Below are 23,987 nucleotides of genomic sequence, written 5' to 3' on the forward strand. Positions count from 1 at the left end.
TTGGGGCCGGCCGGCTGATTGTTCAGCCGGCCGGTCGAGTTCTGGAAGGCGCGGCTCAGCCCGCGATCATTTCCGTCCACTTCTGGTTCAGCCAGTCGGCCTTGGACGTGTAGAGGTCATAACGCGGGATGATCGGCTCGATGTCCGAGGACACCGCGGCGAACTCTTCGGCCGTGAGGTCGAGCAGATCGCGCTTCAGTGTCGGGGCGGTGCCGACCTTGCGCGACAGGAGCGCCTGGATCTTCGGCTGGCACATGTAGTTGATGAAGGTGTGGGCTTCTTCTGCCTTTTCGGAGGCGCGCGACAGGGCCCAGCAACCGGAATCCATGATGCCGCCTTCCTTCGGGAAGGTGGAGCGGACCGGCTGGCCATCCTTTGCGGCAAGGCCCGTCACGTCATGGTAGTACTGGCCCATCGGGATTTCGCCCGACTTCAGAGACTGTTCGAACTGCGCCTCGTCGCGATACCACAGGCGGACGTTCGGCTTGACTTCGGCGAGCTTCTCGAAGGCCTTGACGAGGCCCTCCTCGGTGTCGAGCGCGTTGGTGCCACCGAAATGGGTCTTCGCGGTCACTTCCAGGAGGAACGAGTTCGAGACGAGCGCCAGCAGGCCGAGCTTGTCGGCGTTGGCCGGATCCCACAGCGCATTCCAGGAGGTCGGCGCTTCCTTGTAGACATCCGTGTTGGTGACGAGCGTGATGTACCAGGCGACGGCACCGATGCCGGCGACGCGGCCGTCGGGATACTTGTTGACGAAATGGTCGATGAGGTTCGATGAATTCGGGATCTTGGCCGTGTCGAGAGCGGCCCAGAGTTCGGTCGACTGGCCCTTCAGCATGGCGACCTGCGACATCATCGAGACGTCGGCCGGGGCCTGGCCGGCCTTGGCGGCCTGTTCGAGCTGGACGAGCCAGGCTTCGCCGGTCGGCTCGGCGACCGATTCCACGGCGATGCCGGTTTCCTTGGTGAAATCGGCAAAAATGTTCTTGTCGAACGAATCCTTGAAGTAGCCGCCATACACGCCGACCTTCAGCGACTTGTCCTGGGCGCGCAGCACGGCCGGCATGGCCAGCAGCGAGGCACCGGCAACGCCGGCACCCAGCACCGCGCGGCGGCTGACATTGGTCTTGAGGATGTCACGCATCGTCATTTTTCTCCTGTTAGGCCGGCCGATCGATCCGGCCGGTGCGTTCCCGTTGTTGCTATTGTATGTCAGGCGGTCCGGGCCACGGAAGGGCTGAAAACCATAAGGCTCAGAATTTCGAACAGCACCTGGGCGCCGGCATGGGCGGTGTTGGTCGTGGCGTCATATTGCGGGGCGACTTCGACGACGTCGCCGCCGACGAGATTGATGCCCTTGAGGCCGCGGATCAGCTCCAGAACCTCACGGCTCGTCAGGCCGCCGATTTCCGGCGTACCGGTGCCAGGGGCGAAGCTCGGGTCGAGGCTGTCGATGTCGAAGGAGAGATAGGTCGGCCCGTCGCCAACGATCGCCTTCGCCTTCTCGATGATGGCAGGAATGCCGAGGCCGCTCACCTCTTCGGCGTGGATGACGGTCATGCCGGACTCATAGGAGAATTCCCAGAGATATTCCGACGAGCCGCGGATGCCGATCTGGATCGTGCGGGTCGGGTCGAGCACGCCGTCGAGCACGGCGTTGCGGAACGGGCCGCCATGGTGGAATTTCGTCTGGTCGAAGGAGCCGCCGGTGTCGCAATGGGCATCGATATGGATCATGCCGACCGGCTGTTTCTTCCCGACCGCCTTCATGATCGGATGGGTGATCGAGTGGTCGCCGCCGACGGCGAGCGGGATCACGCCGGCATCCACGATCTGGTTGAAGCGCTTCTCGATGTCGTCATGGCTGAGCTCGAGGCGATAGCGGCTCTGGAAGGGTACGTCGCCGATATCGGCCACGCGCAGTTCCTGCACCGGGGCGCAATCGAGCACGTGGTTGTAGGGGCCGATGCGCTCGATGGAGCGCATGGCGCGCGGCCCGAAGCGCGAGCCGGGGCGGTTGGTGACGCCGAGATCCATCGGCACGCCCGTTATGGCGACCTGGAGATTGCCGAAATCGGGATTTTCCGCATCAAGGGGCATGTAAGGCGCGGAGAGGAAGGTCGGCACGCCGGCATAGGGCGCAAGGCGCGAGCCGCTCTTGGTGAAGATCTTGTCGGCGACCTTGCGGAAGGCCGGGTCGAACAGTTCGCCACCGTGGCTTGCGCCGTATTTTGCCTTGAGTTCGTCGAGCTTGCTGCCGCCCATTGTCCTTACCTCACCTGTCAGAAATGCGGGCAGACCGGGGGCCGGAGCAGAAGCGAGCCAAATGATGTTCCCCCGGGGCTTTGCCCTCGTTCTTCATAGTATCGTAATAAAACGGCTGGAAAATCAATTGACATTGTTGTAGCGGTTTGTGTGAGAAAAACTCACATACCGGAACCGCCTCCATGGCCTCGCGCCTGCCGCCGCTCAACCCGCTTCGCGCCTTCGAGGCGACCGCCCGCCGGGGCGCGGTTTCGGCTGCCGCGCGCGAGCTGAACGTGACGCACGGCGCGGTCAGCCACCAGATACGGGCACTGGAGGAATCGCTTGGCACCGTTCTTTTCGAGCGCGGCGGCAAGCGGCTCAAGCTGACGCCGCAGGGCGCGCTTCTGCTGCCCGCCGTTACCAATGCCTTCGGCGAGATCGCGGCAGCAACGGCGCTGATGAAGCAGCCGGAGACCCGCGGCGATCTCACCGTCACCTGCGTGCCCGCGCTCCTGTCGCTCTGGCTCATCCCGCGCCTCAACACCTTCACTGACCAGTTCCCCGGCGTGCGTGTGACGCTGATCGCCTCCAACGATCCCGACAATCTGCGCTCGCTCGACACGGATGTCAGCGTGCTCTACGGCGATGGCAACTGGCCGGATTGCTGGACGCGGCTCTGGTCGCATCTCCAGCTCTTTCCGGTGGCGAGCCCGACGCTGCTCAACAGCCGGCCGCTGCGCTCGGTGCGCGATCTTTCCGACCACACGCTGTTCCACGGCGACGACGGGCGCGAATGGAATACCTGGCTGGCGGCGGCGGATGCGATCGACGTGGTGCGCGGGCGCCAGCATTTCATGAGCGATGCGCGCCTTTCCACCGAGGCGGCGCTGCATGGCCAAGGTATCGCCCTCGGCGACACGATCACCGCCAGCAACCTCATCGCCCGCGGCGAACTCGTCGTGCCCTTCGACCTGACGGTGCCGGCCAATGACGCGTTCTATGTCGCCTGCCGGCAGGCGGTGCGCCAGGCGCCGATCGTCAAGGTGTTCATCGACTGGCTCTTTGCCTCGCTCGAAGAGAGCCTGCCCGAGCCGCAGACCTCCGCCCGCATGATATTGCGTGGCCGCAGCGGCCGGACCGGTGAAAACCATCACGCGACCGCAATCCCGGCCAAGCGCCGTGTTCCCTCCACCCCCCAGCGCAAGACCCGCGCCTGACCGCTACGGAAATGACAATGCCCCGTTTCAACCCGCTCGTCGAAACCCTTGCCGCCCCGCCGATCCCGTCCGTCTTCGCCTGGGGCGATGCCTATGATGGCCGTAGCGGCCCGATGATCGACCTGTCGCAGGCTGTGCCCGGTTATCCGCCGCATCCCGACATGCTGCGCCTGCTCGGCGAATATTCCGCTTCGCGCGCCTATACGGGCTATGGGCCGATCGAAGGCGAGGACAGCCTGCGCAAGGCCTATGCGCTGCATGTGGCGGAGGCCTACGGCGCGGCGATTGTCGCCGGCAATGTCCATATCACGGCCGGCTGCAACCAGGCCTTCATCTGTGCCGCCATGGCGGTCGCCGGAGCCGGTGATGCGGTGCTGATGACCGATCCCTACTATTTCAACCAGGAAACGACGCTCGCCATGCTGGGTATCAAGACCCGGTTTGCTGCCTGCGACCCCGCCAACGGGTTCCTGCCTGACATCGAGACGCTGGCATCGGCGATTACGCCCGACGTGCGCGCCGTCGCGCTCGTCTCCCCGAACAACCCCACCGGCGCCGTCTATCCGCCCGCCCTGCTGGCGCAGATCTACGATCTTTGCGCCGCACGCGGCGTCTGGCTCATTCTCGACGAGACCTATCGCGACTTCCTGCCGGCCGGTGCCGGCCGGCCGCATGACCTGTTCGGCCGGCCGGGCTGGGAGAGCACGCTGATCAGCCTCTACAGCTTCTCGAAATCCTTCTGCATTCCCGGCCATCGCCTCGGCGCCATCACGGCGGGTGCCGGCGTGGTCGAGCAGGTCGCCAAGATCATGGACAACCTGCAGATCTGCCCGCCGCGCTCCGCCCAGGCCGCTGTTGCCATAGCCCTGCCACTCCTGGCCGACTGGCGCGAGGAGAACCGCCGGGAAATCGCCCGGCGGGTCGAGGCGCTGCTTTCGACCATGGCCGGCGCTCCGGCCTGGCGCGTTGGCGCGGTCGGCGCCTACTTCGCCTTCATCGGCCATCCGTTCGGCGAAGCGCCCTCCGCGCGGGTCGCGGAGAAGCTGGCCAAGGAGGCCGGCATTCTCTGCCTGCCCGGCAGCTATTTCGGTGCGCGGCAGGACGGCTACCTCCGCTTCGCCTTCGCCAATGCCGATGTCACGACGATCGGGCGGCTGCAGGAACGGCTCAACCGATTCGCCTTGGACTAATCAGCGGTTGCTACTTTTAGCTGAGCGAGACGATGTTCATGTAGACCCCAGGCATCACCGAATGTCTGGGGGCGGCAAAATCATTTCGCTCCTAATGGTTGCGTGTAGAAAATAGATGCAATCGCGCAGGCCGTGTCTTGTGCTTGCTCCGGTTGTCCTTATGGTCTTGGCATGCTGCGCACCGGAGGACGTCCGGTCGCGGGGAAGAGGCTCAAGTCATGGGAACAGCGGGCGAAGTTGACGGGCCAACTACCGAAGACGCTCTTGGCGCCTCCTTGGTGGCGCAAGGCGTGGTGCATCAACTCCGTCGGGCCCACGGCCAGTTCCTTCACCGTTTCCTCCTCTATTTTTCGGCTATGAACCTGCGTCCGGCAGAGTTCAGCGCCCTCGCCCTGATCGCGGAAAATCCCGGGCGCAAGCAATCGGAGATTGCCGGAGCGATGGGTGTCCAACGGGCGAATTTCGTATCGCTGATGAACGAGCTCGAAGGGCGATGTCTGATCGAGCGGCGTGCGGCGCCGAACGACCGGCGCTCTCACGCCCTTTATGTAACTCCAGCCGGGGCGAGCCTATTTGCAGATGCCCGCAAGGCGGAGGCGGATTTTGAGGCGGATTGCCTGGAGCGACTTGGCGGTACGCGGGCGCGCGATCAGTTCCTGGTCCTCCTCACGCTTCTCTTCGGTTGAGTCTTTCCGGTGGATCCGGGCTTGACCTTGCCATGCGGGAAGGTTTCAGCATGGGAGACCAACCAGGAGACCCTTCATGAGTGACAATGCCCGCCTCGCCTTCACTGTTGCGGATATGACCTGCGGTCATTGTGCCAAGACGATCACGGGCGCGGTCCTTTCTGCCTTTCCGGCCGCCAAGATCGAGATCGATCTCGGCACGAAGCGCGTTTCGGTTGAGAATGCCGGCGACCGCTCTGCCGTCGCCTCTGTCATCGAAGCTGAGGGCTATTCGCCGGTCGACGCCGCCTGAGCGCAAAAGGCCGCTTGATCTTGACAGACGGGGGCACTGCGCGGCCATTTCCAGAACGGGATGACGGCCCACTTTGCTCGTATGCTGACGGCTCGCCTGGCTTTTCCTGGCGCGCCGGATGGGTCGGCAGGCACTGCGCTTTGCGCAATGCCCACCGTCTCGATCCTGCTGCGGCCGGAATGTTTTCCCGCGGCTTTCTGCAAGGGAGACTATGCATGAACATCGGCGAAGCGGCAGAGGCGACGGGCGTCACCGCCAAGATGATCCGGCATTACGAAGAGATCGGCCTCATCCGGGCGGCCGGCCGCACGGGCGCGGGCTACCGCGTCTACGGCGCGAAGGACCTCTCGACGCTCTCCTTCATTCGGCGTGCGCGTGATCTCGGCTTTTCCATCGCCCAGATCCGCGACCTGCTCGCGCTCTGGCAGGACCGCGAACGCGCTTCCGGTGACGTCAAGCGCATCGCCAGCGCGCATGTCGCCGAGATGAAGGAAAAGATGCGCCTGCTGCAGGAGATGGTGCAGACGCTGGAGCACCTTTCCGCGCATTGCCACGGCGACGACCGGCCGGATTGCCCGATCCTCGAACAGCTTGCGGCCGGCAAGGCCGAGGAAAAATGTTGCTGACTTAGACTGCGGGCGACAGGTGCTCGTGGACTACGAGCCAGCGGCCGGACGGGTCGCGGGAGAAGACGATGGTCTCGCGCTCGTTGTTCCTTACGGTCTCGCCACCGATGGAAAGATCGGTCTCGACGGCGTGGGTGAAGATCGCGACGTTGCCGGCAAACTGCACCTGTCGGTCCGTCGAACGGCAGGCGAGCACGCGGAAACCGTCGCGCTTCTCCCAGAGGGCCCACTCGGCCTCGTAGGCGGCGCGGCTGTCGAGGCGGCGGTCGAGATTGTAGAAGAGGAAGCTCGCCTCTTCAGCGAAGGCGGCGAAATAGGCCTCGCGGTCGTGCCGTGCAAAGGCGTCGACCAGCGCATCGGCGGCGGCAAGGACGGTGGTTTCCGGTTCGGTCATGCGGGGAGGCTTCCTGTCGCTCAGACGATCTTGACGGTGCTGATGAGCGCGGCGATGGGCTCGTGCTGGGTGTTGACGCGCGCCTTCAGTTCTTCGAGCGGCATGGCGTCGACCTTGCAGAACTCGATGAACATCATGTTGAGATTGTTGAAGAAAAGCTCACCCATGGCCTTGGTGTCGACGCTGGCCTGTACGATGCCGCGGGCCTGCAGGGTCTCGACGAGGCGAATGACTTGCGCGCAGAGCTGGCCGTCGAGTTCGCTGTAGCGCCGGGAGAGCGGTATGTCCGGCTGCTGGATGGAGATCGCCATGGCCGTACGCCACATCTCCTTGGAGAGGTAGTAGAGCGAATGGTCGTAATACTGCTCGATCAGCGCACGCAGCGCTTCGGCGACGTTCAGCGGTGGGTTGGCGACGATGCGCGTGCCGGCTTCCAGCACCTCCGTCACCTCCATCGCCACGGTCGCGACGAGGATGTCGCCCTTGTTCTGGTAGTAGTTGTAGAGTGTGCCGACGGAGACCTCCGCCATCTCGGCGATGTCCTCGATACGCGCGCTGTCATAGCCCTCGCGGCGAAACAGCGTGGTCGCGGCTTCGAGGATGCGACGTGTCCTGTCCGCCTTCTGTTTTGCGCGCAATCCGGCCATGGAACCTCCGTTGGAATCCCCTCAAAAATGAGATTGACTTAAAAAATGAACTCGTTCAATCTTTTTCTCAAGGCACCGCAATGAGTGCCATCTGCCAGGCCGACAGCCTGCAGCCAGAGGGAAAGACGATGAAGATAACCGTTTCGGGCGGGCTCGGCCGCCGCATGCTTCTTGCCACCGCCACCGCTCTTGTCCTCGCTCCGGCGGGTGCCATGGCGCAGGACGAGTTGAACGCGCTCGTCTGGTGCGATCACACGGATCCCGCGCTGGTCGAGCCGTTCGAAAAGGCCAACAATGTCAAGGTGAACCTCAAGGAATACGAGGGCACAGGCGCGGCGATCTCGATCATCGAGCAGTCCCGCCCCGGTGACTGGGACGTGCTGGTCATCGACGCCGTCGACGTGCCGCGCGCCATCGACATGGAAATTCTCGGCGAGATGCCGGCCGATAAATTGCCGCTCGGCGACCTTTTTCCTGAAGTGCGCATGGAGCAGACGACCACGAAGGACGGCAAGGTCTATGCCGTCACGGAAAAGTTCGGCTACAACACGATCTCCTACGACAAGACGAAGGTCGATCCCGCTGACATGGACGACCTCTCCGTCATCTGGTCGGAGAAATACAAGGGCCGCATCGCGCTCTATGACTATTACCTGCCGATGGTCGGCCTGACAGGCGTCGGCATCGGCAAGAAGACCGCCGAACTGAAGCAGGACGACCTGCCGGCGATCAAGGAAAAGCTGTTCGAGATGAAGAAGGTCGCCCGCCAGGTGAGCGACGTCGTCGCCTCGCAGACGGCGCTGGCGACCGGCGAGGTGGACATCGTCGTCGGTGGCGGGGAATGGCTGACGGCCGGGCTTTCGGCGGAAAAGCCGAACCTCGACTGGACCATCCCGAAACAGGGCGCGCTGCGCTGGGCGCAGTCGATCGGCGTCTTCAAGGATTCGGAGAAGCAGGATCTGGCGCTGAAATTCGTGCAGTATATCGTCAGCCCCGAGGGGCAGGCGCGGCTTGCGACCTCCTCCTGCTACTGGGCGATGCCGGCGAACGCCAAGGCGGGCGAGCACCTGACCGACCAGCAGAAGACGGCGCTGCGCTGGGACAGGCAGCCGGACTACCTGAAGAACTCGCAGCTCTATCCGGTGGCGGATGCCGACATGGATGCGGCGATGCAGGATGTGTGGACGGAGATGTTGCAGCAGTAAGGGTTTGATGGAGCTCAGTCGCCCGCGTCGTTGGGCAATTGCATCAGGTTCGCCCCTCCCCCTAACCCTCTCCCCGCAAGCGGGGAGAGGGGACTTGCCCCACGAACCGGTCATTGGTCAAGGAAGCCGGTGCGGTATATCCCCGTCTCCCCGCTCGCGGGGAGATGGTGCCGGCAGGCGAATGAGCGGCGACACCAGCATAGAGCGCGAACGGAGGCCCGACCGCATGACCATCACCGCCCTCGAACGCGCCGAGCGCCGCAAGGCCTGGGCCTTTGCCCTGCCGGCGCTCGCCTGGACGGGCTTCTTCTTCCTCGTGCCCTTCGCCTATATGGCGGCGATCAGTTTCTGGACGCGGCAGGGGCGCGAGATCGTCGCGACCTGGACGCTCGACAACTACGTCGCCTTCTTCGGCAAGGCGCATTTCTTCAAGGGGCTCACCGTCTCGCTGGAGATCACCGCTATCGTCACCGTCATCTCGGTGCTGCTCGCCTATCCGCTCGCCTGGATCATCGCGGAGCGCGTGCCGAAGAAATGGCAGCGTTTCGCCCTTGTCATGGCGATCCTGCCGTTCTGGACCTCCTATGTGGTGCGCTCCTATTCTTGGCTGCTGGTGCTCTCCAAGGGCGGCGTCGTCAACCAGGCGCTGCTTGCCCTCGGCGTCATCGCCGAGCCGCTGGAGCTTTCGGCCAACCGCACCGGCACGGTCATCGGCTTCGTGCACTTCTTCGTCATGCTGCTGACGCTGACGATCTACGCCAACCTCATCCAGCTTTCGCCGAATTACCGCCGCGCGGCGGCCGACCTCGGGGCAAACGCTTTCCAGACCTTCTGGTTCGTCGTGCTGCCGCTGACGCTGCCCGGCATCATGGTCGGCGCGTTCCTGACCTTCGTGCTGTGCATCGGCGATTACATCACGCCGCAGATCCTCGGCGGCAACAACGAACTGGTGCTGCCGCAGGTCATCATGCTGCAACTGGGACGACGGGCGGATTTTCCGATGGCAGCCGCGCTCTCGCTGGTGCTGATGGTTGTCGTGACGCTCGCCTATATCGCCTGCGCCCGCTGGCTGAAGATGGAGAGGACCTGACCATGCGGCACCTCACCACGGCGCTGGCGGCGCTCTATGCCGGCCTGCTCTACCTCTTCATCTTCCTGCCGGTCGTCGTGCTGGTGCTGTTCTCCTTCCAGGACGGCACGCTGCCGGTGCCGCCGCTGAACGGGCTGACGCTGCGCTGGTACGAGGCGATCTTTGCCGACGGCAAGTTGATGGCGGCGCTCGGCAATTCGCTTCTCGTCGCGATCCTCTCCTCGGCGGTCGCCTGCGTGCTCGGCTTCCTCGCGGCCTATGCCTTCGCGCGCTACACGCTGCCGGCCTCCGGCCTGCTGCGCGGCCTCATCGTCGCGCCGATGACGGTGAGCACGCTGATCATCGGGCTTGGCCTGCTCTCGATGCTGAACGTCACGGGCCTCCGCCTTTCGCTTCTGACCGTCGGCATCGGCCATGTGGTGATCAACCTGCCGCTGTGCTTTGCCATCATCTATGCCTCGATGGGCGGGCATCAGGTGAACATCGAGCGGGCGGCGCGCGATCTCGGCGCGAAGGATTGGCAGGTCATGTTGCTCGTCACCGCGCCCATGCTGCTGCCGTCGATCCTCGCCGCCTTCTTCCTCTCCATCACCTTCAGCTGGGACGAGTTCATCGTCGCCTTCCTGCTGTCGCGCTTCGATGTGACGCTGCCGGTCGAGATCTGGAGCATGCTGCGCTCCGGCCTCGATCCGCGGACCAACGCCATCGGCAGCGTGGTCTTCCTCGTCTCGGTCGTGTTCCTCGTCGTGGTGGAACTGACCGTCTTCCGCAAAACCGGGAAATCTTCATGACTGCCGACGTTTCCATCAAGAACGCCACAAAGGTTTTCGGCGCTTTCCGGGCGCTGGACGACGTCTCGCTCGATATTGCCGCCGGCGAGTTCATCGTGCTGCTCGGCCCCTCCGGCTGCGGCAAGACCACGCTGCTCTCCATCCTTGGCGGTTTCATCGAGCCGACCTCAGGCACGATCGCGATCGGCGGACGGGACATGACCTTTGTGCCGCCGGCCAAACGCCCGACGACCACCATGTTCCAGGACTATGCGCTCTTTCCGCATATGTGCCTGCGCGACAATGTCGGCTTCGGCCTCAGAATGCGCGGCATGGGCAAGGCGGAGCGCTACGAGAAGGCGTTTTCCTATCTCGATCTCGTCGGGCTCAGGGCGTCCTCCGCCAAGAAGCCGCACGAACTCTCCGGCGGCCAGCGGCAGCGCGTGGCGCTCGCCCGGGCGCTGGCGGTCGATCCCGACGTGCTGCTGCTCGACGAGCCGCTTGGCGCGCTGGATTTGAAACTGCGCCGGCAGATGCAGGACGAACTGAAGGCCATCCAGAAGCGCGTCGGCACGACCTTCGTGCATGTCACGCACGACCAGGAAGAGGCGATGGCGATCGCCGATCGCATCGTCGTCATGAACAAGGGGCGCATCGAAGATGTCGGCACGCCGGCCTCGATCTACATGCGGCCGCGCTCGCTGTTCTCCGCCGGTTTCATGGGCGAGGCGAATTTTCTGCCGGCCACGGTGCGCGGCATGGCGGCGAACGAGGCCGAGGTGGAAACCGCGCTCGGCCGCGTCGCCCTGCCCGCTTCCGCCTTCGTCTCCGGCGTGCCGGCAGCGGGACGGGATGTCACGCTCTGCATCCGGCCGGAACATTTTCGCAGTGCCGCCGTGTCGCCGACCGTCTCGCTGGGGCGTGGCCGGATCACCGGTAGCGCCTTTTTCGGCACGCACCACCGCTGCCATGTCGTGGCCGACGGCACCATGCTCACGGCCCACCTGCCGCAGACCGACAATCCTGAAGTTGGCACGGAGCTTGACCTTCGGCTGAAGGCGGATAGCATCGTCGTGCTTCAGGACGGAGCGGGAGTTTAGGGTCACATGCAGCGCATCCGCCCGGAGGATTGGTACAGCGTTCGTCGCCTCGATGACGGCGTGACCGCGATCAGCGAACCCTATATCCAGGAATTCTACCGCTGCAACGTCTGGCATGTGCGCGGCCGTGACCGGGACATGCTCGTCGACAGCGGCATGGGTGTCGTCTCCTTGCGTGAATGGGTGCCGCTCGTGACCGAACGCGATCTCATCGCCGTGGCGAGCCATACGCATTTCGACCATATCGGCTGCCACCACGAGTTCGAGTGCCGGGCCGTACACGCCGCCGAGGCGGACCTGCTCGCCAACCCGACGCGGCAGAACACACTCGCCAACCCCTATGTGACCGACGAGATCTTTGACGCGCTGCCGCCTGAACCCTATTGCTCGACGTGTTATGCGGTGAAGAAAGCGCCGGCGACGCGCCTGCTCGAGGATGGCGATGTCGTTGATCTCGGCGACCGCCAGTTCGAGGTCGTCCACACGCCGGGCCATTCCCCGGGGGGTATTGCGCTCTATGAAAAGGCGACCGAAATTCTCTTCTCGGGCGACATCGTCTACGATGGTCCGCTGATCGAGGATACCTACCATTCCGACGCGGCGGACTACCTCGCCTCGATGGAGCGCCTCCTGACCCTGCCGGTGCGGCTGGTGCATGGTGGCCATTTTCCAAGTTTCGGTGGCGACCGCTACCGCCAGCTCATCAAGGGCTGGCTCGATGAAAAACAGAAGTGACGGGAGAAAAGCATGCTCGACAAGCGCAAATTCTACATCGACGGCCAGTGGGTGGACCCGCTGAAGCCCAACGACCTCGAGGTCATCAACCCGGCGACGGAAAAGCCGATCGCGGTCATCTCCATGGGCACCGCCGCCGATATCGACCGCGCCGTCGCCGCCGCCAAGAGGGCCTTTGCGACCTACAGCCAGACGAGCGTGGAAGAGCGCCTCGCGCTGCTTGAAAAGCTGCTGGAAATCTACAAGCGTCGCTATGAGGAGATGGCGCGCACCATCACGCTCGAGCTCGGCGCGCCGATTACCATGAGCACCGAGCAGCAGGCGGATGTCGGCGTCGGCCACCTCCAGGGTTTCATCGACGGGCTGAAGCGGCTGAAGAGCCGCGAGGTGCTGGCGAACGGCGATGTGGTGCGCCGCGAGCCGATCGGCGTCTGCGGCCTCATCACGCCCTGGAACTGGCCGATCAACCAGATCGCTCTGAAGGTCGTTCCGGCGCTGGCGACGGGCTCGACCTGCGTGTTGAAGCCATCCGAATTCACGCCGCTCAACGCGCTGCTCTATGCGGAGATGGTGCATGAGGCGGGCTTCCCGGCCGGCACGTTCAACCTCGTCAACGGTGATGGCCTCGAATGCGGCGCGGCGCTCTCCAAGCACAAGGACGTCGACATGATGTCCTTCACCGGCTCCACCCGCGCTGGCATTGCGGTCAGCAAGGATGCGGCCGAGACCGTCAAGCGCGTGACGCTGGAACTCGGCGGCAAGTCGCCGAACCTCGTCTTTGCCGATGCGGACCTTGAAGATCGCGTTGCCGGCAGCGTGCGCGAGTGCTTCAACAATTCCGGCCAGTCCTGCGATGCCCCGACCCGCATGCTGGTCGAGCGTTCGGTCTATGACAAGGTGGTCGAGATAGCCGAACGCACCGGCAAGCAGGCGACCGTCGGCAATCCGGAACAGGAAGGTGAACATATCGGTCCGCTTGTCTCGCACGTCCAGTTCGGTCGCGTGCAGGCGCTGATCGAGGCGGGTGTTGCCGAAGGCGCGCGCGTGCTGGTCGGTGGCCCGGGTAAGCCCGAGGGTTTCGAGACCGGCTATTTCGTCAAGCCGACGATCTTCGCCGACGTCAACAACGAGATGCGCATTGCCCGTGAAGAGGTGTTCGGCCCCGTTCTCTCGATCATACCCTTCGATACCGAGGAGGAAGCGATCGCGATCGCCAACGACACCGCCTATGGCCTTGCCGCCTATCTTCAGACCGGCAATCCCGACCGGGCCGAACGCGTCGCTGCCCGCCTTCGCGCCGGCATGGTGCACATCAATGGCGGCCCGCACCGCTACGGCAGCCCGTTCGGCGGCTACAAGCAGTCGGGCAACGGCCGCGAGGGCGGCCTTTTCGGCCTGGAGGATTTCCTCGAGGTGAAGACCGTGCACCGGCCGGACGCGGCCTGAGACAGCGGCGGCGCCCCTTTGGGGCGCCGCTTTCCTTTATAGACGGCCTTGACCGACGCTGTTGTCGTCCTCGTGCTTGACCCGAGGTTCCATCGGCGTGCTCCAAGCCCGGTGGCCGGGTCCGCCCCGATCATGGCGGAAAATCGTGCGGACGTTCGTCGGCAGTCGGGAAAGCGGCGCGTGCAAGGGCGCCCTTCACATGCGGCCGGGGTCGACGCAAAGTTTTCCTCCAATTTCGCCTGTCCCGTCTGGCCCAATCGGTTGCGGTCTGATAGCTCGCGGCATTCACGATATCCGGACTGCCGCCTTGTCTCCGATTGCCTCCTCCAAGCATAGCCGCCTTGCTTTGATCGCCCTGCTCGTCGGCGGCGTGGCGATAGGCGGGTCGCCGATCTTCGTGCGCCTTTCTGAGGTCGGGCCGATGGTCACGGCCTTCTGGCGTGTCGCGCTGGCCTTTCTGCCGTTCGTGCTCATCTCGCAGGTGGCAAAGCAGGGTGACGAGCGGCCGGCAGGGCTCAGAGACTATCTCTTCCTGTTGCTGCCGGGTGCATTCCTTGCCGCCGATCTTGCCGCCTGGCACTTGTCGCTGCACATGACCTCCGTCGCCAATGCAACGCTGCTCGGCAATCTTGCGCCGGTCTTTGTGACGCTCGGCTCCTGGCTACTCTTCCGCACGCGGGTCACGCCGGTCTTCCTGGCGGGTCTCGGGCTGACGCTCATCGGCGTGCTCGTGCTGAAGGGCGGGCCGTCGGCGCTCGGCGGCGGGCAGCTTGCCGGCGACGCGACGGCTGTCGTTGCCGCGTTCTTCTATGCTGGTTACATGCTGTCGCTCGGTCATATCCGTTCGCGGTTTTCGACACTGCGCATCATGGTCTGGACGACCTTCTCGGCGGCGGTCTGTATCTTGCCGGTGGCCCTCTTCTTCGAGGGGGGCATGGTGCCCGCGACGCTGTTCGGCTGGACGATGCTCATTGGCCTTGCCTTGATCAGCCATGTCGCCGGGCAGGGCCTCGTCACCTATGCGCTCGCCTATCTGCCGACGGCCTTCTCCTCGCTGACGCTGCTTCTGCAACCGGTCGTCGCCGCCATCCTCGCCTGGGCCATTCTGGCCGAACCAGTCGGTGCGATGCAGGCGGTCGGCGGGGCGATCGTGTTGATCGGCATTCTCGTCGCCCGCCGCGGATGAGGTTCAGCCGTCGGTCTGTTTGGCCTGCAGGATGGTTCTGATGCCCGCGTAGACGATCAGTCCGTTGATGACGATGCCGAGCAGGAAGCGGCCCGGGGCGAGCGCGAAGCTCATCGGCGCATCCGGATTGTAGCCGAGGCCTGCAATGCCGCCCATGTCGTTCATTGCGATGCCGGAGATGAGCCACCAGGCACCGGCGACGATCATGATCCAGCCCATTATCTTGCCGTTCTTCATGCGACCTCTCCCGCGGCATGCACGTTGCAAGGCGAAAGCCCGGCAAGGCTGCCTCCGGAGAAACGGCCAGGCTGCACCGAATATTCCGGCAGGCTAATGATTGTGCCGCGGCGGTGTTTCCGCGATCGCGCGGAAATCGGCCGCCCCGTCGATCACCGCGCCGTCCGAAAGCTGCGTAACGGTCTTGCGGTAGATCCGCTGCCAGGGCGTCGCATCGGCCGGCACCGGCGGAATGCCGTCCACCTTGCGGCGCTCGATTTCCATCGCCTCTACCAGCATGTCGCACCGCCCCTCGGTCAGGTCGATGCGGATGACATCGCCGGTGCGCAGGAAGGCGAGACCGCCGCCGGCGGCGCTTTCCGGCGAGGCGTTGAGGATCGACGGGCTGTCGGCCGTGCCGGACTGGCGCCCATCGCCGATCGTCGGCAGGCTGGTGATGCCGCGCTTGAGCAGATGGTCCGGCGGCTGCATGTTGACGACCTCGGCCGAACCCGGCCAGCCGAGCGGCCCCGCGCCGCGGATGACGAGGATGGTGCGCTCGTCGATGCCGAGCGCGGGGTCGTTGATGCGCCTGTGATAGTCTTCCGAGCCGTCGAAGACGACCGCCTTTCCCTCGAAGACGCCCTCGCGACCGGGCTCGCTGAGGTAGCGCGCGCGAAACTCCTGCGAGATGACCGAGGTCTTCATGATGGCGAAATCGAAAAGGTTGCCCTTCAGGACGAGGAACCCGGCGCGTTCCTTCAGCGGCTCGTCATAGGGGCGGATGACCTCGCGGTCACTGGCGGCGCGCCCTTCCAGGTTTTCCGCCATGCTGCGCCCCGTCACGGTCGGACAGTCGCCGGCGAGCTTTCCGGCGGCAAGCAGCTCGTGCATGATCGCCGGCACGCCGCCGGCCCGGTGGAAGCGCTCGCCGAGGAAGCGGCCGGCGGGCTGCACGTCGGCGAGCAGCGGGATGTCGTAGCCGTGCTCCTGCCAGTCCTCGGGCGTCATCTCCACGCCGGCATGTTTCGCCATGGCCATCAGATGCGGCTGGGCATTGGTCGAGCCGCCGATGGCCGAGTTGACGCGGATCGCGTTGAGGAAGGCCCTTCGCGTCAGGATCGACGAGGGACGGATGTCTTCCAGCACCAGTTCCACCGCGCGCCGGCCGGTGCGATAGGCCATCTGCCCGCGTTCGCGATAGGCCGCCGGGATGGCCGCGCAGCCGGTCAGCGACATGCCAAGCGCCTCGGCGAGTGCGTTCATCGTCGAGGCGGTACCCATCGTGTTGCAATGGCCGATGGAGGGCGCCGAGCCCATCGCGGCCTGGAGAAATTCTTCCTCATCGATTTCTCCGGCGGCGAGCTTGCGGCGCGAGCGCCAGATCACCGTGCCGGAACCTGCGAGGCCACCTTCGTGCCAGCCGTCGAGCATCGGTCCGCCGGAGAGCACGATTGCGGGAATATCGACCGTCGAGGCAGCCATCAGCGCCGACGGTGTGGTCTTGTCGCAGCCTGTCGTCAGGACGACGCCGTCGAGCGGGTAGCCGTAGAGGATCTCGACAAGGCCGAGATAGGCAAGGTTGCGGTCGAGCGCGGCCGTCGGCCGCTTGCAGTTCTCGAAGATCGGATGGGTCGGGAACTCGATCGGAATGCCGCCGGCATCGCGGATACCGTCGCGAACGCGCTTGGCGAGATCGACATGGTGGCGGTTGCAGGGGGTCAGATCGCTGCCGCTCTGGGCGATGCCGATGACCGGCTTGCCTGAGCGCAGTTCTTCCGGCGTGATGCCGTAGTTCATGAAGCGCTCGAGATAAAGCGCCGCCATGTCGACGTGCTCGCGGTTGTCGAACCAGTCCTCGGAGCGCAGCCGCCGCTTGCCCGTCTTTTCGTCCGTCATGAAATGAACCTCGTCAAAAATGCCGGATTGCACTCTTCCATTGCCGCCGTGCGCAATCAACCGGGCGGGGCCCGGTGCGCCGCTTTATGCAGCTATCAAAATTGCTGACTGGATCGGCCGGGCGGAATGTGTCACAGCCCTTTCATCCAAGCTTCCGAGTTCCCGCCATGACAGACATCACCGCCTCCTCCCCCGCCACGGGCACCGCTCGCCTCGGCGTGCTCCTGATGCTGCTCGGCATGGTGATGTTCTCGCTGAACGACGTGCTCGGCAAATGGCTCGTCGCGACCTATTCCGTCGGTCAGCTCATGCTGATCCGCAGTATCGCCGCGATGGTGGTTCTCGCACCGTTCTTCTGGAAGGTCGGCTGGCGCAGGCTCGTGGATGTCGGGCGGCCGAAGCTGCATCTCGTGCGCGCAGCGCTGTTTGCCTTCGAGGCCTCCGCTTTCTACTTCGCCGTCGCCTACATGCCGCTTGCCGATGCCATGACCTATTGGCTGGCCGCGCCGATCTACGTTGCCGCCATGTCGCCGCTGCTGCTCGGTGAGAAGGTCGGCTGGCGGCGCTGGACAGCGATCATCGTTGGCTTCATCGGCGTGGTGATCGCGCTGGAACCGTCGAGGGAAACGTTCACCCTACCGGCGCTGATCGCGCTTGCCGGCAGCCTCGCCTTCAGCTTCGCCATGGTGCTCAGCCGAACGCTGCGTACGACACCCGATACGACGCTGGTGTTCTGGCAGGTGGCAGGTGCGGCCATCTTCGCCGGTGTCTGGTGCATTGCCGATCCGGCCGGCTGGGCGCCGGTCAGCAGCATCGACTTCGGCCTTCTGAGCCTGCTCGGCGTTGTGGCGATGGGCGCGCATATGCTGGTCAATCGCTCGCTGAAGCTGGCGGATGCGGCGACCGTCGTGCCGCTGCAATATTCGCTGCTGCTCTGGGCCGTGGTTTTCGGCTGGATGTTCTTCGGCGATGCGCCGCGCTCGGCCATGCTGATCGGTGCCGGCTTCATCGTCGCCTCCGGCCTCTTCATCTTCTTCCGCGAGCAGCAGCTCAAGCGCCGTGCCTGACGCGCGCTTCAGGGCGCCGTGCAGGATTGCGAGATGCCTTTCGCCCAGGCGGCGTAAGCGTCCGGTTCGATGACCGTGAGATCGAAAGCCATCTTCTCGTAGCCGGCACCGGAGAGGCTGGTGGCGCCGCCCTTGAAGGTGCCCGTCGCCGCGGGACTGAAGGCCACGAGATTGAGCAGTCCGGGAATGGCATCCGCCTTGAGATCGAGCGCCGGCACGCGCCATTCATGGATGATATCGTCGGCGGTGATGGAGAGATGCACGCGTTTGCCGCGCGGCAGCATGAGCGCGCCTTCGACGCGGCATTCGCCGGCCCCGTCCGTTTCCGTGTTCGGATAGGCATAGCGCCAGCCATATTGGTATCCGATGATGGTGACGGAAAGCTCGGGTGGCGCTTGGTCCGCCTTCAAAATGTCCGGCACGAGAAGATCAAGCGGCGAGGCGAAGGCGCTGCGTGCGAAAAGGGTGGCGATCAGAAGAAGCGGCGCGCGGCGGATCACAGGGGCAGTTCCGTGGTGTATTTCACGCTCTTCAGCGCGAAATGTGAGGAAGAGTTGGCGACGGCTTCATGGGTCAGGATCGCTTGCATCAGCAGTTGTTCGTAGTCCCGGACGTCCTTTACCACGACGCGGATCAGGTAGTCCCACTCGCCGGACATGGAGTAACATTCCAGCACCTCCTCGTGGGTCTGCACGAAGCGCTCGAAATCGCGCCGGGCGCCCGGATCGTGCGACTTCATGCGCACCTGGCAGAAGACGTTGAGACCGCGGCCGATGCTGTCGGGATCGAGCAGCCGCACGGTCGGGCCGAGCACGCCGGCCTCCTCCAGCGCCTTGATGCGCCGCCAGCAGGAGGCGCTGGAAGCGCCGACCTCTTCGGCAAGCGCCGCATGGCTGATATCCCCCCGCCGCTGCAGGACCTTGAGGATTTTCTTGTCGACGGCATCAAGTTGAATGGAATTCATCGAAAATCCCAAGAATGTGATGGTTCTGTTTCATTCCTACCGCAAAACCCAGCCTGTTTGAAACGCTTTTTCGCCGGGCGGGGCCTACACTCTCCAGGACTTGATATCTGCGGGAGGAAACTATGGCGCAGGTCGCACTCAAATCCGTCGTCGGGTCCACTGTTCGCAACGCGCCCGACGATACCGTCGATTGGAAGCGCATCGCCTATCTGGTGCATCTGTCGCGGGCGCTCGACGACATGGAGGAAACCCGCCTCGTTCCGGAAAAGAAGGTGCTCTACCAGTTTTCCGCCCGTGGCCACGATATGGCGCAGATCATGCTCGGCTGTCTCCTCACCGACCGGCATGACGCGACCTGCGGCTACTACCGGTCTCGCCCGCTGCTGCTTTCGCTCGGCGTCGACCCCGCGGATGCGCTCGGTTCCGCCATGGGCCGGGCCGGTGGTTACTCGGACGGGCGCGATATCGGTGTCGTCTTCAACTATCCCAACCTTGACGGTGCCTCCGCCCTGCCGATGTGCGGCGGTGTCGGGACGCAATATACGCCCACGGCCGGCTGGGCGCAGGCGGTGAAATACTATGCCGAAACGCTCGGTAAGGCAGATTATGCACGGAGCATCGCCGTCGTGCTCGGCGGTGACGGTTCGGTCGCCTCGAACGGCTTCTGGTCGGCGCTGACCATCGCCACCACGCAAACCCTGCCGATGCTGTTCTACATCGAGGACAACGGCTACGGCATTTCCGTTCCCTCGACGATCCAGACGCCCGGCGGCAACATTGCGGCGAACCTTTCCGGTTGGCAGAACCTGACGATCTTCGAGGGCGACGGTACCGATCCGGCCGCCGTCGCCCGGCTGACCTGCGCGGCGGTGGAGCATGTGCGTGAGGCGCGCGGCCCCGCGCTGCTGCGCCTCATGGTGCCGCGCCTGCAGGGCCACAGTTTTCAGGACACGCAGGCCTACAAGAGCGAAGCGGTGGTTCGCAGCGAATGGGCGCGGGATCCGCTACCGCGCCTGAAGGACTACATCGTGCCGGCCGTGCTCAGCGCGGCGGAGTGGGAGGCGGCGGATACGGGCGCAAGGGCGGCGGCGGAAACCGCGCGCATCGCCGCAGAAGCGCGTCCGGTCGCCGTTCCGGAGACGGTGACGCGCCATGTTTTCTTCGAGGGTGAGGTGCAGGTGATGGGCGGGCAGATCCGCCACGGCCATGTGCCGCCGCAAACCGCCGCGGTCGCCGTGTCGGAAGGCCAGCGCATCAACATGGTCACAGCCATCCGCCGCACGCTCGAGCACGAGCTTTCGAACAACGAACGTGTGGTGCTGTTTGGCGAGGACATCGGCCCGAAGGGCGGCGTGCATGCCGTCACGCTCGGTCTCCAGGAAAAATTCGGCCGCGAACGGGTGTTCGACACGTCGCTTTCGGAGGAAGGCATTGTCGGCCGGGCGGTCGGCATGGCGCTGGCGGGGCTGATGCCGGTGCCGGAAATCCAGTTCCGCAAGTATGCCGAACCTGCCACCGAGCAGATCAACGACTGCGGCACGATCCGCTGGCGCACCAACAACCGTTTTGCCGCGCCCATGGTGCTGCGCATGCCGGGCGGCTACTTCAAATGCGGCGACCCCTGGCACAGCCAGACCAACGAGGTGGCCTTCGTGCACCAGCCCGGCTGGAAGGTGGCGGTCCCCTCCAATGCCGCCGACGCGGTCGGGCTGCTGCGCACCGGCCTTCGCGGCAACGATCCGGTCATCTTCTTCGAGCACCGCGCCATGCTGGACCATGCCTGGGCGCGGCGCCCCTATCCCGGTGACGATTTCGCCCTACCCTTCGGCAAGGCGAGTTTCACGCGCCGCGGCGAGGCGATCACGCTCGTCACCTGGGGCGCCATGGTGCATCGTTGCGAGGAAGCGGCGGAGGGCGTTTCCGCCGATGTCATCGACCTGCGCACGCTGATGCCCTGGGACAGGGAGGCGGTGCTGGATTCGGTCCGGCGCACGCGCCGCTGCCTTGTCGTGCACGAGGATCTCGGCACCGCCGGCTTCGGTGCGGAGATCGCCGCCGTCGTCGCCGACGAGGCCTTCATGGATCTCGATGCCCCCGTCTCGCGCCTGACGATGCCGGACATACCGAGCCCGCACAATCCGGTCCTGCTCGACTGGGCGGTGCCTTCGGCGGGGCGGATCCGCGCCAAGATCGATGCATTGATGGAGTTCTGACGGATGGCGGGGCTGATGATCGACGTTCTCGCGCCCGTGGAGCAGGAAGGCACCAAGGCGGTCGTGCGCAACTGGCTGAAGGCGGTGGGAGATAGAGTAGCGCCCGACGATCCCCTCGTGGAACTTGAAACCGACAAGGTGACACAGGAAATTCCCGCCCCCGTCGCCGGCATCCTGAGTGAGATCCTGATGCAGGGCGGCGAAAAAGCCGAGCCCGGCGCCGTGCTTGGCCGCATCCGGCAGGAAGAGGCTGCTACCGCCGAGCCCGTTGCCATGGCCACCAAGCCGGAGCTCAGGCGGGTGCCGGCCGCTGCGGAACACTATTCTCCGGCCGTACGGCGTGCAGCGGAGGAATACGGCATCGACCCCGCGACGGTAGATGGCTCCGGCAAGGGCGGACGGGTGACGCGGGCCGATATGGATGCCGCGCACGAGGCGGCGCGCGCTGTGCAGTCATCACCGGCGCCTGTCCAGGAGACTGTACCGGAGATACCGCCTCTCGGAGGGCGCTCGCGGGCGATCCGGCACTCGCCAATGCGGCTTGCGATCGCGGAACACATGCAGATGTCCGTCTCCACGGCGCCGCATGTCACGGCGGTGTTCGAGGCGGATTTCAGCGCCGTCATGCGGCACCGCGAGAAGAGCAAGAAGGCCTTTGCCGCGTCGGGCGTGTCGCTCTCCTACACGGCCTACATCGTTTCGGCCTGCGTGGCGGCGATGAAGGCGGTGCCCGAGGTCAACAGCCGCTGGTTCGACGACCGGCTGGAGGTGTTCGACGACGTCAATGTCGGCATCGGCACGGCGCTCGGCAATGAAGGACTGGTGGTGCCCGTCATCCGTGCAGCGCAGGACCTCTCGCTCTCCGGTATCGCCGCGCGCCTGCAGGATCTTACGACCCGTGCCCGGACGAAGACGCTGGCGCCCGCCGACATGCGCGGTGGCACCTTCACCATCTCGAACCACGGCGTTTCCGGGTCGCTTCTTGCCACGCCCATCATCATCAACCAGCCGCAAACGGCGATCCTCGGCGCCGGCAAGCTGGAAAAGCGCGTGGTGGTGCGGGAGGTCGAGGGTGTCGATACGATCCAGATCCGGCCGATGGCCTATGTTTCGCTGACCATCGACCATCGCGCGCTCGACGGTCACCAGACCAACACATGGCTCGCCCGCTTCGTCGAGACGCTGGAAGGCTGGCCGCAATGAGCGCTTCCGGCGACTATGACGTGCTGGTGATCGGCGGCGGTCCCGGGGGCTATGCCTGTGCGATCCGCGCTGCGCAGCTCGGGCTGAAGACAGCCTGTGTCGAGGCGCGGCCGACGCTCGGCGGTACCTGTCTCAATATCGGCTGCATCCCCTCCAAGACATTGCTGCATGCGACGCATCTGCTGGAGCTTGCCCGTGACGGCCATATGGCCGGTTTCGGCATCGACACGGGGCCGGTCTCCGTTGATCTCGCCCGGTTGATGGCGCGCAAGGAGGCGACCGTGGCCTCGCTGGCGGGCGGCATCGATTTCCTGTTCCGCAAGAGCGGCGTTGACCGCCTGTCGGGGCGGGCGCGGCTCGCTGGATCAGGCCGTGTCGATATCGGCGGCAAGAGCGTCACCGCAAAGGCGATCGTCATTGCTACGGGCTCGCTGCCGACGGGGCTGGACGGTCTGCAGGTGGACAACGACGCCGGGATTGTGGTCGATTCGACTGGTGCGCTGTCCCTCCCCCGCATACCCGGCCGGCTCGCCGTCATCGGCGGCGGAGCGATCGGCCTTGAACTGGGCTCGGTCTGGCGGCGCCTTGGTGCTGCCGTAACGGTCGTCGAGCTGGCGGACAGCATCCTGCCTGGCATGGACGCCGATATCCGCGCGACGATGACGAAACTCCTGGTGCGGCAGGGCATGGAGATCCTCGCTTCTACCGGCGTTTCCGGTGCTGAAATCCGCAAGGACGGTGCCATCCTCAAACTGAGGGGAGCGGAGGGCGAAGTCTCGGAACTCGCCGCCGACGTCGTGCTGGTCGCCACAGGGCGGCGGCCGAATACGGGCGATCTTGGGCTGGAAACGGCCGGCATCACCCCGGATATGGGCGGTTTCATTCCGGTCGACGCGCGCGGTCGGACGGTGGTGGACGGCATTCATGCGATCGGCGACGTGACGCGCGGGCCGATGCTCGCGCACCGCGCCGAAGACGAGGGCATCGCCATGGCCGAGCGGCTTGCCGGTCGGCCCGGTACGAACAATTCCGCCATCGTCCCGGCAATCGTCTACACCGATCCGGAGGTCGCCGCCGTTGGCCGGACCGAAGAGAGCCTGAGGGCGGAGGGGATCGCCTACCGCGCCTCGACCTTCCCGATGCTGGCCAACAGCCGGGCAAAGGCGAACGGCAGCACGGAGGGTTTCGTCAAGCTTCTGGCGGACGAGGCGAGCGGCGTCGTGCTTGGTGCGCATATGGTCGGCACTGTCGCCGGTACGATGATCGCGGAGGTCGCGCAAGCGATGGAGTTCGGGGCGACGGCGGAGGATATTGCCTATACCTGCCATGCCCACCCGACGCACAACGAAGCGACCAAGGAAGCGGCCCTCGGTTTTTTCGGGGCGGCTATTCATAGCTGAGCGCGACGATACCGGCGCCGTCAACGCTTGACCGGTTGCCGTGGCAGGGGCTGAAATTTTCTGGCGATGATTGCTGTTCCGCGTGATACCGTGCGCTCCGTCGGCGGGGTCGCCGTGTAAAATTCAATATATACAATCTCTATAGAATGTGATCTTTTTGACCGATTAAGCCTGTGCGCCCTGAAACGCCAATC

The 23,987-nt window shown here is 64.8% G+C and carries 24 protein-coding genes; 16 read left to right on the forward strand and 8 right to left on the reverse strand.

Annotated elements, in window-relative coordinates; genetic code table 11:
* Positions 1-55: 55 nt before the first annotated feature.
* The gene (locus K0P03_RS28840; protein ID WP_023516960.1) at positions 56-1,144 is read right to left on the reverse strand and encodes an ABC transporter substrate-binding protein; all 1,089 of its coding nucleotides are present in this window, start codon (positions 1,142-1,144) and stop codon (positions 56-58) included.
* Between the two features lie 68 nt (positions 1,145-1,212).
* Positions 1,213-2,265 carry an agmatinase gene (gene speB, locus K0P03_RS28845; RefSeq protein WP_023516961.1) on the reverse strand — a complete coding sequence of 351 codons (1,053 nt, stop codon included), beginning with the start codon at positions 2,263-2,265 and terminating at the stop codon, positions 1,213-1,215.
* 182 nt (positions 2,266-2,447) lie between these two features.
* Here speB and K0P03_RS28850 point away from each other — a divergent pair, with 182 nt between their 5' ends.
* The 5 genes from K0P03_RS28850 (at position 2,448) to cueR (ending at position 6,258) form a co-directional block, all read left to right on the forward strand.
* Positions 2,448-3,464 (forward strand): LysR substrate-binding domain-containing protein, encoded by a 1,017-nt coding sequence (locus K0P03_RS28850; protein ID WP_050744659.1) that lies wholly within the window; start codon positions 2,448-2,450, stop codon positions 3,462-3,464.
* Positions 3,465-3,481: 17 nt separating this feature from the next.
* Positions 3,482-4,654, forward strand: coding sequence for an aminotransferase (locus K0P03_RS28855; protein ID WP_272791369.1), 1,173 nt, complete (start codon positions 3,482-3,484; stop codon positions 4,652-4,654).
* Between the two features lie 218 nt (positions 4,655-4,872).
* Complete coding sequence (locus tag K0P03_RS28860; protein ID WP_050744660.1) at positions 4,873-5,340, forward strand: MarR family winged helix-turn-helix transcriptional regulator; 468 nt, start codon at positions 4,873-4,875, stop codon at positions 5,338-5,340.
* 76 nt (positions 5,341-5,416) lie between these two features.
* The gene (locus tag K0P03_RS28865) at positions 5,417-5,632 is read left to right on the forward strand and encodes a heavy-metal-associated domain-containing protein (protein ID WP_023515675.1); all 216 of its coding nucleotides are present in this window, start codon (positions 5,417-5,419) and stop codon (positions 5,630-5,632) included.
* Between the two features lie 215 nt (positions 5,633-5,847).
* Positions 5,848-6,258, forward strand: coding sequence for a Cu(I)-responsive transcriptional regulator (gene cueR / locus K0P03_RS28870; RefSeq protein ID WP_023515676.1), 411 nt, complete (start codon positions 5,848-5,850; stop codon positions 6,256-6,258).
* A 1-nt stretch (position 6,259) separates the two neighbouring features.
* Here the strand turns inward: cueR and K0P03_RS28875 are convergent, their stop codons facing one another.
* Positions 6,260-6,652: a YybH family protein gene (locus K0P03_RS28875; protein WP_272791370.1), complete on the reverse strand. Its 393-nt coding sequence runs from the start codon at positions 6,650-6,652 to the stop codon at positions 6,260-6,262.
* A 20-nt stretch (positions 6,653-6,672) separates the two neighbouring features.
* The gene (locus K0P03_RS28880; RefSeq protein WP_272791371.1) at positions 6,673-7,299 is read right to left on the reverse strand and encodes a TetR/AcrR family transcriptional regulator; all 627 of its coding nucleotides are present in this window, start codon (positions 7,297-7,299) and stop codon (positions 6,673-6,675) included.
* A gap of 128 nt (positions 7,300-7,427) precedes the next feature.
* Here K0P03_RS28880 and K0P03_RS28885 point away from each other — a divergent pair, with 128 nt between their 5' ends.
* The 7 genes from K0P03_RS28885 (at position 7,428) to K0P03_RS28920 (ending at position 14,831) form a co-directional block, all read left to right on the forward strand.
* The gene (locus K0P03_RS28885; protein ID WP_037409684.1) at positions 7,428-8,504 is read left to right on the forward strand and encodes a polyamine ABC transporter substrate-binding protein; all 1,077 of its coding nucleotides are present in this window, start codon (positions 7,428-7,430) and stop codon (positions 8,502-8,504) included.
* A 226-nt stretch (positions 8,505-8,730) separates the two neighbouring features.
* Positions 8,731-9,594, forward strand: coding sequence for an ABC transporter permease (locus K0P03_RS28890; RefSeq protein ID WP_272791372.1), 864 nt, complete (start codon positions 8,731-8,733; stop codon positions 9,592-9,594).
* A gap of 2 nt (positions 9,595-9,596) precedes the next feature.
* Complete coding sequence (locus K0P03_RS28895; protein ID WP_272791373.1) at positions 9,597-10,385, forward strand: ABC transporter permease; 789 nt, start codon at positions 9,597-9,599, stop codon at positions 10,383-10,385.
* Positions 10,382-11,464, forward strand: a complete 1,083-nt coding sequence (locus tag K0P03_RS35715; RefSeq protein ID WP_367182476.1) for an ABC transporter ATP-binding protein — start codon at positions 10,382-10,384, stop codon at positions 11,462-11,464. The genes K0P03_RS28895 and K0P03_RS35715 overlap by 4 nt, the downstream gene beginning before the upstream one ends.
* 6 nt (positions 11,465-11,470) lie before the next feature.
* Positions 11,471-12,199: an MBL fold metallo-hydrolase gene (locus K0P03_RS28910; RefSeq protein WP_272791374.1), complete on the forward strand. Its 729-nt coding sequence runs from the start codon at positions 11,471-11,473 to the stop codon at positions 12,197-12,199.
* Between the two features lie 12 nt (positions 12,200-12,211).
* The gene (locus tag K0P03_RS28915; RefSeq protein WP_272791375.1) at positions 12,212-13,645 is read left to right on the forward strand and encodes an aldehyde dehydrogenase family protein; all 1,434 of its coding nucleotides are present in this window, start codon (positions 12,212-12,214) and stop codon (positions 13,643-13,645) included.
* Positions 13,646-13,937: 292 nt separating this feature from the next.
* Positions 13,938-14,831, forward strand: a complete 894-nt coding sequence (locus K0P03_RS28920; protein ID WP_443020620.1) for a DMT family transporter — start codon at positions 13,938-13,940, stop codon at positions 14,829-14,831.
* Positions 14,832-14,834: 3 nt separating this feature from the next.
* Here the strand turns inward: K0P03_RS28920 and K0P03_RS28925 are convergent, their stop codons facing one another.
* On the reverse strand, positions 14,835-15,068 hold the full coding sequence (locus K0P03_RS28925; protein WP_272791376.1) for a hypothetical protein: 234 nt from the start codon (positions 15,066-15,068) through the stop codon (positions 14,835-14,837).
* Positions 15,069-15,161: 93 nt separating this feature from the next.
* On the reverse strand, positions 15,162-16,946 hold the full coding sequence (locus K0P03_RS28930; protein ID WP_272791377.1) for an IlvD/Edd family dehydratase: 1,785 nt from the start codon (positions 16,944-16,946) through the stop codon (positions 15,162-15,164).
* Positions 16,947-17,113: 167 nt separating this feature from the next.
* Here K0P03_RS28930 and K0P03_RS28935 point away from each other — a divergent pair, with 167 nt between their 5' ends.
* On the forward strand, positions 17,114-18,013 hold the full coding sequence (locus K0P03_RS28935) for a DMT family transporter (protein WP_023516830.1): 900 nt from the start codon (positions 17,114-17,116) through the stop codon (positions 18,011-18,013).
* An 8-nt stretch (positions 18,014-18,021) separates the two neighbouring features.
* Here K0P03_RS28935 and K0P03_RS28940 read toward each other — a convergent pair whose 3' ends face one another.
* Entirely contained in the window at positions 18,022-18,513 is a 492-nt protein-coding gene (locus K0P03_RS28940; RefSeq protein WP_023516831.1) for a cytochrome c oxidase subunit II, read from the reverse strand.
* A complete protein-coding gene (locus K0P03_RS28945; protein WP_023516832.1) occupies positions 18,510-18,977 on the reverse strand; it encodes an Lrp/AsnC family transcriptional regulator in 468 nt (155 codons plus the stop codon). The genes K0P03_RS28940 and K0P03_RS28945 overlap by 4 nt, the downstream gene beginning before the upstream one ends.
* Positions 18,978-19,099: 122 nt before the next feature.
* On the opposite strand from K0P03_RS28945, the gene K0P03_RS28950 reads away from it, so the two are divergent.
* From K0P03_RS28950 to lpdA, 3 genes are read left to right on the forward strand one after another with little or no spacing between them, the layout of a single operon-like run.
* Positions 19,100-21,190: an alpha-ketoacid dehydrogenase subunit alpha/beta gene (locus K0P03_RS28950; RefSeq protein ID WP_272791378.1), complete on the forward strand. Its 2,091-nt coding sequence runs from the start codon at positions 19,100-19,102 to the stop codon at positions 21,188-21,190.
* Positions 21,191-21,205: 15 nt separating this feature from the next.
* Positions 21,206-22,393 (forward strand): dihydrolipoamide acetyltransferase family protein, encoded by a 1,188-nt coding sequence (locus K0P03_RS28955; RefSeq protein ID WP_443020618.1) that lies wholly within the window; start codon positions 21,206-21,208, stop codon positions 22,391-22,393.
* On the forward strand, positions 22,390-23,793 hold the full coding sequence (lpdA, locus tag K0P03_RS28960) for a dihydrolipoyl dehydrogenase (RefSeq protein WP_272791380.1): 1,404 nt from the start codon (positions 22,390-22,392) through the stop codon (positions 23,791-23,793). Before K0P03_RS28955 ends, lpdA begins: the two co-directional genes overlap by 4 nt.
* Positions 23,794-23,987: the final 194 nt, after the last annotated feature.

The sequence above is a fragment of the Shinella sp. HY16 genome, assembly GCF_028534175.1.
GTDB lineage: Bacteria > Pseudomonadota > Alphaproteobacteria > Rhizobiales > Rhizobiaceae > Shinella.